Raw genomic sequence first — 17,056 nt, forward strand, 5'->3', positions numbered from 1 at the left:
ATATTGCCGTGGACGTACGTCTTTCTGATCGTGTCAATGCTATCAAACCGTCCCCTACACTTGCTGTAACCAACAAAGCTGCTGAACTTAAAGCTGCTGGCAAGAACGTGATTGGTTTAGGTGCTGGCGAACCAGACTTTGATACCCCGCAACACATCAAAGATGCTGCAATTGAAGCGATTAATAATGGTTTCACCAAATATACGGCTGTAGATGGTACTCCTGGGTTAAAAAAAGCAATTATTGCTAAATTTAAGCGTGATAATAATCTTGATTATCAAGCGAATCAGATTTTGGTTTCATGTGGTGGTAAGCAAAGCTTCTTTAACTTGGCACTTGCTCTATTAAACAAAGGCGATGAAGTTATCATTCCAGCACCTTTCTGGGTAAGCTATCCAGATATGGTCATTATTGCTGAAGGTACTCCAGTCATTGTGAAATGTGGCGAAGACCAACGTTTCAAAATCACTCCTGAACAATTAGAAGCTGCTATTACACCTAACACTCGCTTAGTTGTATTAAACAGCCCTTCTAACCCGACTGGCATGATTTATAGCAAAGCTGAATTAGAAGCTTTAGCTGAAGTTTTACGTCGTCATCCACAAGTATTTGTTGCATCTGACGATATGTATGAACCAATTCGTTGGGAAGATGAGTTCTACAACATCGCAACAGTTGCTCCAGATTTATATGACCGCACGATTGTTTTAAATGGTGTATCTAAAGCATATGCAATGACTGGTTGGCGTATTGGCTATGCAGCCGGTCCAGCAAAAATCATTGGTGCAATGAAAAAAATCCAATCTCAATCAACTTCTAACCCAACTTCTATTTCGCAAGTTGCTGCTGAAGCTGCATTGAATGGTCCACAAGATGTTTTAGAGCCAATGATTGAAGCGTTTAAACGCCGTCATGACTTAGTTGTAAACGGCTTAAATGACATCAAAGGTATCTCTTGCTTACCTGCTGATGGCGCTTTCTATGCCTATGCAAACATTCGCCCTCTTATTCGTGCAAAAGGCTTAAAATCTTGCACAGAGTTCTCTGAATGGTTACTAGAAGAAACTGGCGTAGCAGTAGTACCTGGTGATGCATTTGGTTTAGGCGGTTTTATGCGCATTTCATATGCTACAGCTGACGAAGTACTTGTTGATGCGTTAGCACGTATCAAAAAAGCTGCTGACTCAATTGAAGGTGTAGATGCTGCGATTGCATCTATTGAAGCTGAAAAAGCTGCGAAATAATCTGCATTTTGCATAAAAAGGGTTCTCTTTAGGGAACCCTTTTTTAATTGATCTATGCTTTGTTTTTCTTTGGCACCATATAAATAACCAGAAAAATTCCAAACAAAACCATAAAACCAGAGAAAATCACTCGCCCTGTTACAGCTTCATTCACAAATAAGCTTCCACCTATAATTGCCAAACATGGCACACTCAACTGCACGGTACTGGCCGTCATTCGATCAATATGCTTCAAAATTGCATACCAGAGTACATAAGCTACACTTGAAGTCACACCACCAGACAAAATCGCTAATACCCAACCCTGCAAATCAATATACCGCTCTTGATTAAGCAATACATTTGCCAACAAAACGATTGGCACAGCTAATGTAAAGTTTGCCAATGTACTGCCGACAGGCTGCGTCATATTACGACCAGCAATACTATATCCAGCCCATGCCAAACCAGATATCGCCATTATTAGTGCGTATCCCCAATCAGGTGCATGAGCACCAGGTAATAACAAAACAATAATTCCGGCTAAAGCAATACATAAGCCTATACCACGGTATATACCAATCTGCTCACCATGCCAATAACCGTAAAGCACCATAGTCAGCTGTACAACGCCAAACAATAGTAAAGCACCAATACCAGCATCGATTTGAAGATAGGCGCACGAAAATGCCAAAATATAAATCGCTAGAAAAAATGCGTTTTTTAGACTCCATTGGACTTTGGCTTGAGGTGATTTTGAATATGAAAATAGCCCCAATAAAACAACTGCACCACTTACTACTCTTACTAGACTAAAACTCATTGGGTCAATATGATGCCCTGCTAGAGCCAAACGGCACAACACGGAGTTTGCTGCAAAAGCCATCATTGCTAGTGCAATTTTTAAAAGCATTATCCCTATGCTCCTGCTATTTTTTTATAGTGTATAAGAAGAACCTCTTATCTATCTAATTCATTATGCAACTCATTTAATTCAATTTTTATAATAAAGGAATATTATATTAGATTGACAAGTTTCGAAGATTCACCTTATCAGTTCATTTTTTAACTATAGAATTGACATATCGATGACTTAATAATAGGCTAATATCAAGTTCCATTTTAGAACCTAAAGAATTAAAGGACTCAAAAAATGAAAAATCCGATGGAAATGACTGGCCTTGAATTTTTACAAGCCATGATAGATGGCCACATTCCAGCAGCGAGTATTAGTAAAACCATACCTATGCAACCTTCTGAAATTTCAGAAGGATCTGTTACATTCAAAGCCCAAGCAGATCATAACCATCTAAATCCACTAGGTGGCGTACATGGTGGTTTTGCTGCCACAGTTCTAGATTCGGTGACTGGTTGTGCAGTACATACGATGTTACCTGCGGGTGTAGGCTATGGCACAATCGACCTTAACGTGAAAATGTGCCGCCCCATTCCAAAGAACCATCCTTTAATTGCGACAGGAAAAGTTATTAATTTAAGTAAAAATTTAGGTATTTCCGAAGGAAAGATTATTGATGAGGAAGGTAAACTGTATGCCTATGCAACAGCAACCTGCATGATTATTCGTCCCTAAGAATTAAAGGCAGCCTTAAACTGCTGCCTTTTTTATTGAGTAATTTTGATTATTTGGACGTTCACAAGTTTGCGCAATCACATAAGGCGACCAAATATTTTTAAGTTGAAGTTCTATAATTTCTTGATGCTCAGTAGACCAAGCTAACACTTTATTTTTACCCAACAATAACTCCCCTTCCAATTGAAAAATATATAGAGATTTAGAGGAATTTAATAATTTCGAGCTTTTTAAAATTTTAAGTGAATTATGCACGTTCCATTTAGAACTAAACCAAAGTTGCAGTAAATCACCTAAATATAAATTCTGTTTTTTGAAAGGATAAACATCAATCCATGCATCTTCTACAGGTGTGTAATAAGATTCTGATTGAGTTAAGACATTAAGATAATTTTGTTGATAAAAATCAAAATTAGAAAAAAAAGAAGCGATCGTAAGCGTTTTCATACTTATCTCCGATTTAGCCATTTTAGTGCTGGCAAGTTGGTTTAAATCCACACTGTTTGGATTTCTCCAAACGCTTGTTCTTTCTTGAATCTAGCAACTGAATTTTTAAAGTGCAAGTAATTTCTTAACACAGCACCCAACTGATCAAATAAAAAGCATACAACACAAAAATGAAGTAAACATGACAATTTAGACTTGACCCTTCTCAAAATCTCCTTATAATCGCATGCAGATTCTCCCATAGCTCAGTCGGTAGAGCGACGGACTGTTAATCCGCAGGTCCCTGGTTCGAGCCCAGGTGGGAGAGCCAAATACTAAAAAGCCCGCAGCATTAAAGCGGGCTTTTTTTTGCCATAATTTTATTAATAGCTATAAAAAAATCCCCTATCAATATAGAGGATTTAATTTTCATGCTTGAACCCATTTAGTTAGCTTAATGATCTAATCTAAGTTTGAAAAAGATATTCCTTTCTTAAATCATTATTCCATTTCAACCACTTTTAAAGGATTAAAAGACTGGCTGGTCGGCATCATTTCAATACGATTAATATTAATGTGCGGAGGTTGTGAAGCAACCCAAGCTACCGTATTTGCAATATCTTCAGGCAAGATTGGATTCTTTTTATCATAAAGACTGTTCACTTTCTCTTGGTCACCTTTAAAACGTACCAAAGAAAACTCTGTACCCCCACAAAGCCCTGGTTCAATATTAGTTACTCGAATGCCCGTACCTGATAGATCAGCTCGAAGGTTTAAACTAAATTGCTCCACGAATGCTTTCGTTGCACCGTAAACGTTACCACCTGGATATGGGTATGTACCTGCAATTGATCCCATATTAATAATTAAGCCAGACTTTTTCTTTACCATGCTTGGCAAAATTAATCGGGTAACAGTAATAAGCCCCTTAACATTGGTATCAATCATAGTGTACCAATCATCTAAATCTGATTTATCGGCTGACTCCAACCCTAATGCTAGACCAGCATTATTTACCAATAAATCAATTTGACTGATTTGAAATTCGGTTGGTAAATCAACTAGTGCCTTATTTATATTTTCTACGGTATCTGTCATGTCAAATACTAAAGGATAGAACTTTTCACCAAGCTCTTGTTGTAATTCTTTTAGCTTTTCTTCCCGTCTTCCACAGCCAATAACTTTATAACCTGACTCAATCAGTTTTTTTGAAATACTATAACCAAAGCCCGCAGAGGCACCTGTAACTAATGCTAACATTCTTATATCCTTAAAATATTCGACTAATTTAGTTGAACCGATTATGAACAAAACTATCTTTATATTTACATAATATTCGTTATTACTTAAAAAAATAAAAGCAGAACACGCCTACCACCGAAGGTATAAAGCTTACTTAATAAAAAAGTTTACCTTTCACGGTAAACTTTTTTATTAAAACTTCTAATATTATGCAGGCACGCCACTGTGAAAACGGAAGGTGTCGTCAGGCGTTAAAATCAGATTCTTTTCAACTTCACGAATATGATCAATGCGCTGCTGAATATCCTCTTTAGGATTTTTCATTTTTGCAGTTTTTGCAACATCAAGTGCAAGTGCCAAGTAGTCCTCAAAATGACGAGACTCCGACTTAAGCAAATAGCGATAATAGCGTCCTAACTCATCATCTACACGTGGGGCAAGAGCATGAAAGCGTTCGCATGAGCGCGCCTCAACAAAAGCACCTACCACAAGTACATCAATTAAAGCCTCTGGCTCATAAGTACGAATCTCTTTACGGAGCCCACCAGCATAGCGCCCTGCACTTAAGCCATCCCATTTCTGACCACGCTTGGCCATAAGCTCAAGCACTTGTTCATAATGAAGCATTTCTTCCCGTACCAGCTGTGCAAGCTTTACTTGCAAATCAGGGAAGAAGCTATAACGGAACATTAAGTTCATTGCTGTACTAGCTGCTTTTTTTTCACAATTAGCATGATCTTGCATCAAAATATCTAGATTATTGATTGCCTCATCTAACCATGCTTTTGGCGTTTGACAGCCTAAAAAAGCCAAAACAGGTTGCATTAATTCATCGTAATTGATACTCGACATAACCAATTAACCCGCCACCTGAATTGCTGCTTTCATATCTTTAACAGCTTGAACTAGACCTACAAAAACACTATCTGCAATAATTGAGTGCCCAATGTTTAACTCGTGAATTTGTGAGATAGCAGCAATTGGAGCAATATTCTTAAGGTTAAGGCCATGACCAGCATTTACAACCAAACCTTTTGAAGCTGCGTATTCAACACCTTTGATAATACGCGCCAGCTCAGCTTGTTGATCTTGCTCTGTTGCCGCATCTGCATATGCACCCGTATGTAACTCAATCGTAGGTGCACCACATGCAACTGCTGCATCAATTTGAGCTAAATCCGCATCAATAAATAATGATACGTCGCAGCCAATAGCAGCTAAAGTCTGAGTTGCAGCTTTAACTTTTTCAAAGTTACCTACTACATCTAAACCACCTTCAGTGGTTACTTCTTGGCGTCTTTCAGGAACAAAACAAACATGCTGTGGCTGAATTTCTTTCGCAAACTCGACCATTTCATCAGTAACAGCTAACTCAAGATTCATACGTGTTTTTAATAATGGACGCATGCGGCGTACGTCATCATCTTGAATATGGCGACGGTCTTCACGCAAATGCAAAGTAATGCCCTCTGCACCGGCTTGTTCACAAATAAGAGCAGCTTCTACAGGATCTGGGTAAGTAGTACCGCGCGCCTGTCTCAAAGTAGCAACATGGTCTATGTTTACACCAAGCAATGCAGCCATAAATAAATCCTAATTACGATTGAGTTTGAGTGTTTTGAATCCACAATTGTCGACTTTTTAGGGGACGATCACCTAAAAGCGATGTAATCATTTGACGGTATAGTTTACCTAATAATTGCAATTGTTCGAGAGAAAAATCCTGCCCTTGCTCATAATCCAACATAGACAAAATCGCTTTCCCTGACAAAGAAGAACGACTCGCCTGCACAACAGGAGCGAAACCTTCTGTCACTTGAAATTGATAAAACTGATGAGCCTGAATCGGCTGTTGTTGGGTATCGACTGAGAAATCAATCGCGTATCCAAGTTCAGGAAGTAAAACATGCTCGAACTGGCGCAAAATCTGCCGAAGAAAAAGGTCAGGATTTTCGTGGGAAGATAATTCTTGTAATTGAAGTAAGGTTAACTGATATTGCTCAAACGTTTGTGGCATTGTCTCTTCTAAGGGACAAAGTCTAAGAACAACTTCATTTAAATAAAATCCGGCAAAAAAAGCATCACCAAAAAAGAAAACAGGCTGATTTAAGATTTCAAGCTTTGTAAAGTTTTTCAGCTCACTTTTACCCGTGGCTTGCAAGCGAATAGGCTGATATTGAGGAGGCGGAGTCTGCCTTAAAATACCATCGACTCGCCCATACTCCTGAGTAAAAAGATGCACAATATGACTTTTTTCACGGTATTTACGGTGATGAATCATATATCCATGGAGGACTTCATTGCGCATCATAAAAAGAAACTATTCCTCAGATTCTTTTTCTTTTTTGTCATCCTCATCATCACCATCAGGAATTACCGCCCCTACAACAGCCGCTGTACCTTTAACAACACCTTTTGTAGTTTTATAAGCAATACCTACTGGTACGGTTACAAGCTTATATACACAACCTTGTAACATCAATGTACATCCAATTATAGCGACCAATGATGTAATTGTTTTCATACCAGCATCCTTATCCTTTAGATATCACTATACCCTAAGCTTTTTAAAGCACGCTCATCATCAGACCAGCCACCTTTAACTTTAACCCACAAGGTAAGCATGATCTTTTGCTCAAACATTTTTTCCATGTCTTTACGAGCATCCATACCGATTGTTTTAAGCTTGGCACCTTTTTCACCAATCACAATCGCTTTTTGGCCTGCACGATCTACAAAAATCGTTGCATCAATATAAGTACAAGCTGGTTTTAAACGACCAGTTTTTTCATTAACAGTCTCTTCTTCCGTTTTGAAAGATTCAATTTGTACTGTTAAGTCATAAGGTAATTCTTCACCTAACTGACGCATGATTTTTTCACGAATAATTTCGCTAGCTAAAAAGCGTTCAGAACGGTCAGTAATCTGATCAAATGAATACAAAGGCGCTTGGTAAGGAAGATACTTCTCAATCGTTTCGCTCAAGTGCTCCAGATTTGCTCCGCGTAATGCAGATACAGGAACAATCTCGGCAAAATTCATAAGCTTAGCGCGCTCTTGAATCAAAGGAAGAATATCTCTTTTATCTTCAAAAGTATCAGCCTTGTTAATCACCAAAATAACTGGCATTTCAGCATTCTTGAGTTTTTCAAGCACCAAGTCGTCATTTTGTGTCCACTTATAAGCATCAATAACAAATAAGACCAAATTGACGTCGCGCAATGCAGAATGAGCTGCACGGTTCATCATTTTATTAATAGCGCGCACTTCTTTTTTATGCATACCCGGGGTATCTACATATACCGCCTGCATTTTTTCACGCGAATCAATACCAATAATTTTATGACGTGTTGTTTGAGGTTTACGCGAAGTAATAGAAAGCTTTTGACCTAACAAATGGTTCATGAGGGTAGATTTACCCACATTTGGACGTCCCACAATCGCCACAAATCCGCTCTTAAAATCCGAAGGAATTGTTACGCCTTTGGAACTAAAAAATTGATCAATCAGATTATTAGGATCTTGGTTCTCATTTGAATCTGGATTGATTTGATCAGAATGCATCGACATGCAGGTTATTGCTCCAATAACTTTAAAATTTCCGCCGCTGCTGCCTGCTCGGCAAAACGACGACTTGAACCCTCACCATGAATCTTTGATAAGCCATCTATCAAACATTCAACTTTAAAGTGCTGGTGAGGTGCATCACCCTGAATATCTACAACCTCGTAAACAGGGAGAGGTTTTTTACGTGCTTGTAGATACTCTTGTAAACGTGATTTAGGGTCTTTAAGTTGATCCGTAGGCTCAATATGGTCTAAATACGGTACATACCATTTTAGCACAATATCTGTAAGTAAGTTGAGATCACCACTATCAATATAAATTGCACCAATAATGGCTTCTACCGTATCAGCCAATATTGACTCACGATGATGACCACCAGATTTCAATTCACCCGTACTTAATATTAAACACCGACTAAGTTGCAAATCGGTTGCAATCTTACCTAACGCTTCCTGACGTACTAAAGTCGCCCGCATACGCGTTAGACGACCTTCGTTTTCATTTGGATAGGCATGATATAGATAATTGGCAATAATCATGCCCAATAATGAATCGCCTAAAAACTCCAAGCGCTCGTAATTGTATTTATGACTCACCGAACGATGAGTCAAAGCTAACTGTAACAATTCAAGCTGCTTGAATTGATATCCGATTCGACTCAATAAGCGAGGATCACTTAGTTTGAACTGATGTTTTATCAAAACTCTTCTCAAATGTTAAAACTAAATCAATATTTGATAAGAAGGGTTTTCTTACCTCATATTTCTTTTGGACTTTTAGACCAGATTCATTAAACACTTGCGCAATCTCTTTGAAATGAAGATCACGAATATTGTTCATTTCCAGTCGCTGATCCATTTGTGTCATAAACTTCTGCGGGGTGATGTCAGAAGAGCTTTCTTGTAAAAGCTCTTCTATTTGATTATTAATCAATCGATCATCCCAATATGCTGGCCAAACTGCAAGTACAGCTTTTACTGCAATTGCAAATATAACCACCCCAAATAAAATTGCTAAATACGAAGTACCTTGTTGTGCCTTACGCATTTCTTTTTTTCCTAATGGTTGTTTTTAATCTATTTTTCCATTTCGGCCAAAGTTAGGAAGATGTAAACCCGGTTCTTTATGCATCCAGACATAGAATGCTCGTCCTGTTAAATTCTCTTCAGGAACAAAGCCCCAGAAACGACTGTCTGCACTTTGATCACGGTTATCCCCCATTGCAAAGTAATGTCCTTTTGGAACAGTCACTTCCCAATATAAACCGTCTTGATTTGCATATTTACCATTTTCAACATAGTTGATAAACGGTGCTTGACGCGCCACATTTACGCCTTCAAGTTCACGCATTGTAAAAGTGTGCGTACCAATCGTCTCTTTATGATAAATAGACGTTGGTGTATCTAATACATCTTTTTCACGGCTAAACTGTGTTAATACTTTCGGTACTTTTTGTCCGTTAATAATCAATTGTCCATGATCATAAACAAGATGATCGCCTGGTAAACCGATTACACGTTTAATATAACTGATGGTAGGTTGAGGTGGATAACGGAATACAATCACATCGCCACGCTTTGGTTCCCCCACATCAATAATTTTCTTATTAACGATAGGTAAACGCACACCGTAATCAAATTTATTCACCAGAATAAAATCACCAGTTTCTAAAGTAGGTACCATAGAGTCTGATGGAATATTAAATGGTTCATAAAGGAATGAACGAAGTACAAGTACTACAGCTAAAACTGGCCAAAAGTCATAAGCCCATGTAATAACAAAATTTTCGTTCCCGCGCCCTTTATTTGCACGCTGTTTGAATACAAGTTTATCTAACAACCACACTGCAAATAGAATCAGCGTAACTGGAACAAGAATTAAATTAAAATCAAAATCCACACGACCTCACTCGCAGCCTAGCTGCTTGTCTTAAAGTAGGGAAAAGTAATGTCTTACTTCCCCCGACCTTCATTTCTTATCTTTCTACTTTCAATACAGCCAGGAACGCTTCTTGTGGAATTTCAACACTTCCCACTTGTTTCATACGTTTCTTACCTTCTTTTTGTTTAGAAAGTAGTTTTTTCTTACGTGAAACGTCACCACCATAACATTTTGCTAATACGTTTTTACGCATCGCTTTTACGGTAGAACGAGCAATAATTTGTGCACCGATAGCTGCTTGAATAGCAACATCGTACATTTGGCGAGGAATCAAATCTTTCATTTTCTCAACCAATGCAATACCACGATGACGCGCATCATTACGGTGACAAATCATAGCCAAGGCATCAACCTTGTCACTATTAATTAATACATCAACCTTAACTAAAGCTGAACTTTCAAAACGTACAAAGTTATAGTCTAGCGATGCAAAACCACGCGAGCATGATTTTAATTTATCAAAGAAATCCATAACGACTTCAGCCATCGGGATTTCAAAGGTAATAGAAACTTGATTACCCAAGAATTTCATATCTTTTTGAACACCACGGCGTTCAATACAAAGGGTCATTACATTCCCTAAGTACTCTTGCGGAACAAGAATATGACACTCTGCAATCGGTTCACGCAAATCTTCTACCGTAGATCCGTCCGGCATTTTTGATGGACTGTCGATATAAATCGTTTCGCCCTTCTTGGTTAATGCTTCATAAATTACAGTAGGCGCAGAACTGATGAGATCAAGATCGTACTCACGCTCTAAACGCTCTTGTACAATCTCCATGTGTAGCATCCCTAAGAAGCCACAACGGAAACCAAAGCCTAGTGCATCAGAACTTTCTGGTTCAAAGAATAAAGCTGAGTCATTAATCTGCAATTTTTGTAGCGCTTCACGGAATGGCTCAAAATCACTCGCATCAATCGGGAAAAGACCAGCATACACCTGTGGTTTAACCTTTTTGAAACCCGGTAAAATCGCTACATCAGGAGTAGAGGCAAGCGTAATCGTGTCACCTACTGGCGCACCAAAAATATCTTTAATACCCGCAATTACAAAACCTACTTCACCAGCTTCAAGAATATCTGTTTCCGTATGCTTCGGATTAAATACACCCACTGAAGTTACTGGATGAGTTTGACCTGTCGATTTAACCAACATTTTGTCGCCCTTACGGATACGACCTTGTTTAATACGTACAAGAGAAACTACACCTAGGTAGTTATCAAACCATGAGTCGATAATTAATGCTTGTAATGGAGCATCGCGATCGCCTTCAGGTGCTGGAATAACATCGACTAAACGCTCTAAAACACCTTCAACACCCAAACCGGTTTTTGCTGAACAGGTTGGTGCATCAGTTGCTTCAATTCCGATAATTTCTTCAATTTCATGAATTACACGTTCAGGTTCAGCCTGCGGTAAATCAATTTTATTTAAAATAGGAAGAACTTCGAGACCTTGTTCAATTGCTGTATAGCAGTTTGCAACTGATTGTGCTTCTACACCTTGTGCAGCATCTACAACCAATAGCGCACCTTCACATGCAGCTAATGAACGAGAAACTTCATACGAGAAGTCTACGTGTCCAGGAGTATCAATAAAGTTAAGTTGATATTCCTGACCATTAGGATGAGTATAATATAGCGTGACTGAAGCGGCTTTAATGGTAATCCCACGTTCGCGCTCAAGCTCCATTGAGTCCAAGACTTGAGCTTGCATTTCACGATCTTGTAGACCACCACACATCTGAATAAAACGGTCAGCCAATGTAGACTTACCATGGTCAATGTGGGCAATAATCGAGAAATTTCGTATATTTTTGATATCGACGGATTTTTTAGCTTGCGCCATGGGTTACCTTGAGAAAATATAGAGTGCTATGTAGCTTGTTTTAATACACAGCCAAAGCAGTTAAATAAATTGCGTGAGATTATAACAGATGGATATTTTAAAGTATCCAAAATAATCATGAGCTTTGTACTTATGTTTTAAAAATGACAATCACAGTGAGCCTATTGTTTCAGGTTATTGGGCATATGAAACCGTAAAATCATAAGGGTTTATGCTTGAATCAAGCGGCTTGTATGCATGGGTAAAAGTTGGTGACATTCGCTTTGGACGTCCTGTAGCAATTTCAATACATGCCCATTTTGTATTTCCAACAAATAATACGGCCTGATCTGATGGACGGAAAAATACATATTGGCGGAACGAATAAAGAGCATTGATATCATCTAACCATGTGCGTAATACAATTTGTTCGCCTTCAAATGCAGCTTTACGATATTGCACATGATGCTCAACCGCGACCATTGCATGTTTTAGTTCGAGATATTTAGTTACCCCGACTCCTAAGGTCTCAACATGAGCAGCAGCTACATCTTGCATCCACTGTACATACATCACATTATTCACATGTCCTAACGCATCAATATGATGTGGCTGCACCTGAATATGTAAATCAAAAATACTACTCACAAATATTCACTCTTATTTATTAACTTTTAAACTGAAATAAGTGTAGGTAGATATCACTATACGCTCAAGATAAATAACAAAAAACCACCCATGTTTAGGGTGGTTCATTGTTTCTTTTTTAAATTTACTGAATACGTAAACCAAGCATTGCGCGTTGTCCTTGACGAATAATTGCCACACGCGCTACCGTATTTTTTTGCAAGTTAGAAACGACTTTTGCAAAATCCTGACTATTTAAAATCTGGCTATTGTTGACTTGAACAATCACATCACCCGGAATGATATTTGACAATGATGCTAAGCCACCACGGCGAACATCTTGTACATAGATACCACCTTTCACACTTAAAGCACTTTTTTCTGGCTCAGCTAAATCACGAATGCTCATTCCTAAAACTGGTCCTTTAGATACCGTACTTTGCGCACCTGTGGCAGGCGTTTCATCTGGAGCAGTCGTTAAAGTTGCTGAAATATTACGGGTTTTGTCATCACGTAATACTTCAAATTGAACAGTTTGATTCGGCTGTACTTTGTTTAATGCGTAGAGTAATTCACTCGTGCGCGATACCGGATTACCGTTATATTTCAAAATCACATCACCCGCTCGCAAGCCGGCTTTTTGTGCAGGCGAGTTCGGAGAAATTTGAGTAATTAGAGCCCCTTCAGGTTTTGGTAACTTGTAAGCATCAGCAAGGTTTCGGTCAATGTCTTGCATCATCACACCAAGATAAGAGCGTGTTACCTTACCTTTAGTTTTAAGCTGTTCGGCTACATCCATCGCTACGTCAATCGGGATAGAGAAAGACAAGCCCATATAGCCGCCAGTACCACTAAATATTCGAGAGTTTACCCCGACTACTTCACCATTTTGGTTAAATAGTGGACCACCAGAGTTACCGGGGTTTAGCGCAACGTCAGTTTGAATAAATGGTACCGAAGTTTCACCACTCATATTTCGTGATTTAGCACTCACAATACCTGCCGATGCAGAGTAGTCAAAACCAAAAGGTGAACCAATTGCTAAAACTGGCTCTCCTACTCGCAAACGATCAACATTTCCTACTCGTAAAGCTGGATAGCTATTTCCAGTCACTTTTAACAATGCAACGTCTGTACGCTCATCACTCCCAACCACAGTTGCATCAATTTCACGGCGGTCATTTAAAGTAATACTAATGCGTGAGGCATTTTCAATCACATGGTGGTTGGTGAGTAGGTAACCATCTTTACTAATAAAGAATGCACTACCGTATGCAGTTTTTTCTTGTGGACCCTGTTGCTGTGGAATGATCACCTGATTTCCAAAGAAACGTTTCAAAATTTCAGGGACTTGCTGCTGCAATAGTTCATCCTGAGTCATTTTTTTTACGACGTTTACACTCACCACTGCTGGACTAACTTGTTCAACGAGGTTTGAAAAATCAACAGCAGCATTTGCCTGAACAGCAGCAACTGTAAATACCGCTGCATACATTCCTTGTTGTAAATAGCGAGTTTTCATTCGGTGCTCACCCACAATTGGTCTACGAGAATAAGAATAAAAATGTTGTATCACAACGCTTTGGGGTTGTGCGTAACAATATGTTTATTTGTAAGGCATCCTTACATTCATTATTTTACGCATTGCAACTTTTTAAGCCAATTGCAATTTTTCTCTGAGTTAGAGCGCTTAAGCTCTTGCCTTTTTAGATAAAAAGGGGTGTCATTAGCGGACGTTTTAGATTGTTGCGAATGGACATGCCTAATTTACAGACAATTCACCACTTTGACGTGATTATTGTGGGCAGCGGCGGCGCTGGTTTAAGTCTGGCTTTATCGTTACCAAATCATTTTAATATTGCAGTTTTAGCCAAAGCTGCTCTAACCGAAGCAAGTACCTTCTATGCTCAAGGTGGCGTTGCTGCTGTTCTTGACGAGACTGACTCTATTCAACAGCACATTAATGACACTATGATTGCAGGCGCTCATTTATGTGAAATGGACGCGGTACAACATACCGTAGAAGGCGGCCGCCCTTCTGTTGATTTTCTTTTAAAGCAAGGCGTGCAATTTACTCTAGATGAGGATGAGCAACTTCACTTAACTCGCGAAGGTGGTCACTCTCAGCGCCGCATTATCCATTCTGCGGATGCAACAGGTAAAGCTATTTCAACCACTTTGGTTGGACGTGCCAAAGAACGTAAAAATATCACTATTTTTGAAAACTATATTGCGATTGATTTAATCACTTCGCATAAATTAGGCCATACCGACCAAGCGAATCGTGCTATTGGTTTATATGCATTAGATGAAAACACTGAAAAGGTCCATACTTTCCTTGCCCCATTTACCGCGCTGGCTTGCGGCGGTGCAATGAAAGCTTACCTGTACACATCTAATCCAGATATTGCTACAGGTGATGGTATTGCAATGGCCTTCCGTGCAGGTTGTCGTGTAGCGAATATGGAATTTAATCAGTTCCATCCAACTTGTCTCTACCACCCTCAAGCCCGCTCTTTTTTAATTACCGAAGCTATGCGTGGTGAAGGCGCTTACTTGCGCTTGCCGGATGGCGAACGTTTTATGCTACGTTTTGATGATCGTGCAGAATTAGCTCCTCGCGATATTGTGGCACGTACCATTGACCATGAAATCAAACGTCTCGGTATTCGTCATGTCTGGTTAGACATTACCCATAAATCACCTGAGTTCATTAAAGAGCACTTCCCTACACTTTATGCAAGATTGCTTGAGTTAGGCATCGACATTACCAAAGACATGATTCCAGTGGTGCCGGCCGCACATTACACTTGTGGTGGTGTCGTGGTTGACTCAAATAGCCAAACCGATATCGAAGGTCTATATGCAATTGGTGAAACGTCATATACGGGCTTACATGGTGCAAACCGTATGGCAAGTAACTCATTACTTGAGTGCTTCGTTTACGGTATGAGTGCAGCAAAAGATATCGAAAATAAATTTGATGAAAACTTCAAATTACCGGAAGTACCCACTTGGGATGACTCACAAGTAACTAATCCAGATGAAGATGTGGTGATTTTACAAAACTGGGATGAGTTACGTTCGACCATGTGGAACTACGTTGGTATTGTAAGGACTACGAAACGTTTAGAACGTGCTTTACACCGTATTGAAATGTTAAAGCGCGAAATCACTGAATATTATCAAGATTACCGTGTCAGTAAAAACCTGATCGAGCTGCGTAACCTTGTTTTAGTATCTGAAATGATTGTGCGCTGTGCTATGCAACGCAAAGAATCACGTGGTCTGCATTACACACTCGATTATCCGGAAACTTCGAGTGAGATTCGTAAAACGGTTTTAACTCCTCCAAATTTTGCAGTAGAACAGCCCTTAGTTAATACTGATATTTAAGTTGTTCTTCTACAAAAAAGCACAGTTCAGACTGTGCTTTTTATTTGCTTTGATCTTTATGATTTAGGTGGGATTGAATAAGTCGCGGTCACATGCGCAACGGGTTCATCCAAACCGACCGAATAAATCCAAACCTCACCCACTACTAAACTCTTTCCTACTTTCATGAGTTTACACTCACTACGTAAGTCTTGATCGCCCGCGGGCTTTCTTAAAAAATTAATATTAAAGTTAGTGGTTACGGCTAAACCAACAAGGCCAATCTCACCTAATATCGCAATATATAAAGCAAAATCTGCCAAAGTCATCATGGTTGGGCCAGATATGGTGCCACCGGGACGTTGATGTCTTTGATCAACATGATAGTAAACAACTGCTGCTTTAGGTGTGACTGATTCAATCGTGCAATGTTCAAGACTGGGTGGAAATTCCTTTTCAAGAAATGCCACGATTTCTTCTTTTGAACTTTTCATCCTTGTTATTCTTCAATCTATAAAATCATATGTAAGATAGCATAAGAAAATAACAGATCTTTTCTATGACGTTTTAAATCAGAATTAACGTCATTTTTAACCACTCCCATTTTTATAAGAGTGGCTCATTCAATTGCTTATCCTAAATATTGCAATGCCTGTACGAACACCTGATCAGGACTTTGGGTTGCATCTATTCGCTTAATACGTTCTGGTTCAGCTTTCCACAAGGTTTCATAGCCTTCACGAACCTTAGTAAAGAAGCTTAACTTTTCTTGTTCAAAACGGTCTAATGCTCCACGCTCACGGGCACGGTTCATACCAAGTTCAATCGGTGCATCTAACCAGAAAGTCACTTCTGGCATGCGCGAAACAAAGTTCTGATTTAAAAGCTGTAATTTATCTTGGCTTAAACCACGACCAGAACATTGATAAGCAAAACTTGCATCAGTAAAACGATCACTTAATACAATTTTGTTAGCGTCTAGAGCCGGCAAAATAACCTGTTGCAAATGTTGAGCACGTGCCGCATAAATAAGCAATAGTTCAGTATCATGACTCATGTTTTCATCATGATTCACTGCTAAAAGCATTGAACGAATTTGTTCAGCTAGCGGCGTCCCACCCGGCTCTCGAGTTAAAACAACTTGTTTACCTTGTTCTTCAAAATACTGATGAATTTTTCGAATGAGTGTAGTTTTACCTACCCCTTCCGTGCCTTCAAAGCTAATAAACATCT

The 17,056-nt window shown here is 39.1% G+C and carries 20 protein-coding genes and 1 tRNA gene; 4 read left to right on the plus strand and 17 right to left on the minus strand.

Features of this window, described 5'->3' with window-relative positions; translation table 11 throughout:
• Window positions 1-8: 8 nt before the first annotated feature.
• Entirely contained in the window at window positions 9-1,244 is a 1,236-nt protein-coding gene (locus tag ACS125_RS17800; RefSeq protein WP_004790755.1) for a pyridoxal phosphate-dependent aminotransferase, read from the plus strand.
• A gap of 52 nt (window positions 1,245-1,296) precedes the next feature.
• On the opposite strand, the gene ACS125_RS17805 is transcribed toward ACS125_RS17800, so the two are convergent.
• Window positions 1,297-2,136: a DMT family transporter gene (locus ACS125_RS17805; protein WP_312821078.1), complete on the minus strand. Its 840-nt coding sequence runs from the start codon at window positions 2,134-2,136 to the stop codon at window positions 1,297-1,299.
• 240 nt (window positions 2,137-2,376) lie between these two features.
• Between ACS125_RS17805 and ACS125_RS17810 the strand changes: the two genes are divergently transcribed.
• Entirely contained in the window at window positions 2,377-2,814 is a 438-nt protein-coding gene (locus ACS125_RS17810; protein WP_151964171.1) for a PaaI family thioesterase, read from the plus strand.
• Window positions 2,815-2,829: 15 nt separating this feature from the next.
• Here ACS125_RS17810 and ACS125_RS17815 read toward each other — a convergent pair whose 3' ends face one another.
• Window positions 2,830-3,261, minus strand: a complete 432-nt coding sequence (locus ACS125_RS17815; protein WP_443273670.1) for a hypothetical protein — start codon at window positions 3,259-3,261, stop codon at window positions 2,830-2,832.
• Window positions 3,262-3,302: 41 nt separating this feature from the next.
• Window positions 3,303-3,449: a hypothetical protein gene (locus tag ACS125_RS17820; protein WP_443274022.1), complete on the minus strand. Its 147-nt coding sequence runs from the start codon at window positions 3,447-3,449 to the stop codon at window positions 3,303-3,305.
• Between the two features lie 46 nt (window positions 3,450-3,495).
• Between ACS125_RS17820 and ACS125_RS17825 the strand changes: the two genes are divergently transcribed.
• A tRNA-Asn gene (locus ACS125_RS17825) sits at window positions 3,496-3,571 on the plus strand.
• A gap of 170 nt (window positions 3,572-3,741) precedes the next feature.
• On the opposite strand, the gene ACS125_RS17830 is transcribed toward ACS125_RS17825, so the two are convergent.
• The 12 genes from ACS125_RS17830 to ACS125_RS17885 all read right to left on the minus strand — a co-directional run bounded on the left by ACS125_RS17830 (window position 3,742) and on the right by ACS125_RS17885 (window position 13,970).
• Window positions 3,742-4,500: an SDR family oxidoreductase gene (locus ACS125_RS17830; RefSeq protein WP_443273672.1), complete on the minus strand. Its 759-nt coding sequence runs from the start codon at window positions 4,498-4,500 to the stop codon at window positions 3,742-3,744.
• 189 nt (window positions 4,501-4,689) lie between these two features.
• Window positions 4,690-5,334: a tRNA-(ms[2]io[6]A)-hydroxylase gene (locus ACS125_RS17835; protein WP_004790750.1), complete on the minus strand. Its 645-nt coding sequence runs from the start codon at window positions 5,332-5,334 to the stop codon at window positions 4,690-4,692.
• Window positions 5,335-5,340: 6 nt separating this feature from the next.
• The gene (gene pdxJ, locus ACS125_RS17840; RefSeq protein ID WP_004790748.1) at window positions 5,341-6,066 is read right to left on the minus strand and encodes a pyridoxine 5'-phosphate synthase; all 726 of its coding nucleotides are present in this window, start codon (window positions 6,064-6,066) and stop codon (window positions 5,341-5,343) included.
• A gap of 13 nt (window positions 6,067-6,079) precedes the next feature.
• Window positions 6,080-6,793, minus strand: coding sequence for a DNA repair protein RecO (gene recO / locus ACS125_RS17845; RefSeq protein WP_443273675.1), 714 nt, complete (start codon window positions 6,791-6,793; stop codon window positions 6,080-6,082).
• A gap of 9 nt (window positions 6,794-6,802) precedes the next feature.
• Entirely contained in the window at window positions 6,803-7,006 is a 204-nt protein-coding gene (locus tag ACS125_RS17850; RefSeq protein ID WP_004790744.1) for an NF038104 family lipoprotein, read from the minus strand.
• Window positions 7,007-7,023: 17 nt separating this feature from the next.
• On the minus strand, window positions 7,024-8,046 hold the full coding sequence (gene era / locus ACS125_RS17855) for a GTPase Era (protein ID WP_081399272.1): 1,023 nt from the start codon (window positions 8,044-8,046) through the stop codon (window positions 7,024-7,026).
• Between the two features lie 11 nt (window positions 8,047-8,057).
• On the minus strand, window positions 8,058-8,750 hold the full coding sequence (gene rnc / locus ACS125_RS17860; protein ID WP_004790741.1) for a ribonuclease III: 693 nt from the start codon (window positions 8,748-8,750) through the stop codon (window positions 8,058-8,060).
• Complete coding sequence (locus tag ACS125_RS17865; RefSeq protein WP_016137377.1) at window positions 8,722-9,096, minus strand: DUF4845 domain-containing protein; 375 nt, start codon at window positions 9,094-9,096, stop codon at window positions 8,722-8,724. The genes rnc and ACS125_RS17865 overlap by 29 nt, the downstream gene beginning before the upstream one ends.
• Before the next feature lie 24 nt (window positions 9,097-9,120).
• Window positions 9,121-9,948 carry a signal peptidase I gene (gene lepB, locus ACS125_RS17870; protein WP_004790734.1) on the minus strand — a complete coding sequence of 276 codons (828 nt, stop codon included), beginning with the start codon at window positions 9,946-9,948 and terminating at the stop codon, window positions 9,121-9,123.
• Between the two features lie 76 nt (window positions 9,949-10,024).
• A complete protein-coding gene (gene lepA / locus ACS125_RS17875) occupies window positions 10,025-11,842 on the minus strand; it encodes a translation elongation factor 4 (protein WP_009393568.1) in 1,818 nt (605 codons plus the stop codon).
• Window positions 11,843-12,016: 174 nt separating this feature from the next.
• On the minus strand, window positions 12,017-12,469 hold the full coding sequence (locus ACS125_RS17880) for an acyl-CoA thioesterase (RefSeq protein WP_005067822.1): 453 nt from the start codon (window positions 12,467-12,469) through the stop codon (window positions 12,017-12,019).
• 124 nt (window positions 12,470-12,593) lie between these two features.
• On the minus strand, window positions 12,594-13,970 hold the full coding sequence (locus ACS125_RS17885; RefSeq protein WP_217484027.1) for a Do family serine endopeptidase: 1,377 nt from the start codon (window positions 13,968-13,970) through the stop codon (window positions 12,594-12,596).
• A gap of 230 nt (window positions 13,971-14,200) precedes the next feature.
• Between ACS125_RS17885 and nadB the strand changes: the two genes are divergently transcribed.
• Window positions 14,201-15,844: an L-aspartate oxidase gene (nadB, locus tag ACS125_RS17890; RefSeq protein WP_443273680.1), complete on the plus strand. Its 1,644-nt coding sequence runs from the start codon at window positions 14,201-14,203 to the stop codon at window positions 15,842-15,844.
• Window positions 15,845-15,900: 56 nt separating this feature from the next.
• Here the strand turns inward: nadB and ACS125_RS17895 are convergent, their stop codons facing one another.
• A complete protein-coding gene (locus ACS125_RS17895; RefSeq protein WP_016140286.1) occupies window positions 15,901-16,317 on the minus strand; it encodes a PaaI family thioesterase in 417 nt (138 codons plus the stop codon).
• 137 nt (window positions 16,318-16,454) lie between these two features.
• Window positions 16,455-17,054 carry a dTMP kinase gene (gene tmk / locus ACS125_RS17900; protein WP_443273682.1) on the minus strand — a complete coding sequence of 200 codons (600 nt, stop codon included), beginning with the start codon at window positions 17,052-17,054 and terminating at the stop codon, window positions 16,455-16,457.
• Window positions 17,055-17,056 lie beyond the last annotated feature (2 nt).

The sequence above is a fragment of the Acinetobacter sp. PFS20 genome (assembly GCF_052261015.1).
Lineage (GTDB): Bacteria > Pseudomonadota > Gammaproteobacteria > Pseudomonadales > Moraxellaceae > Acinetobacter.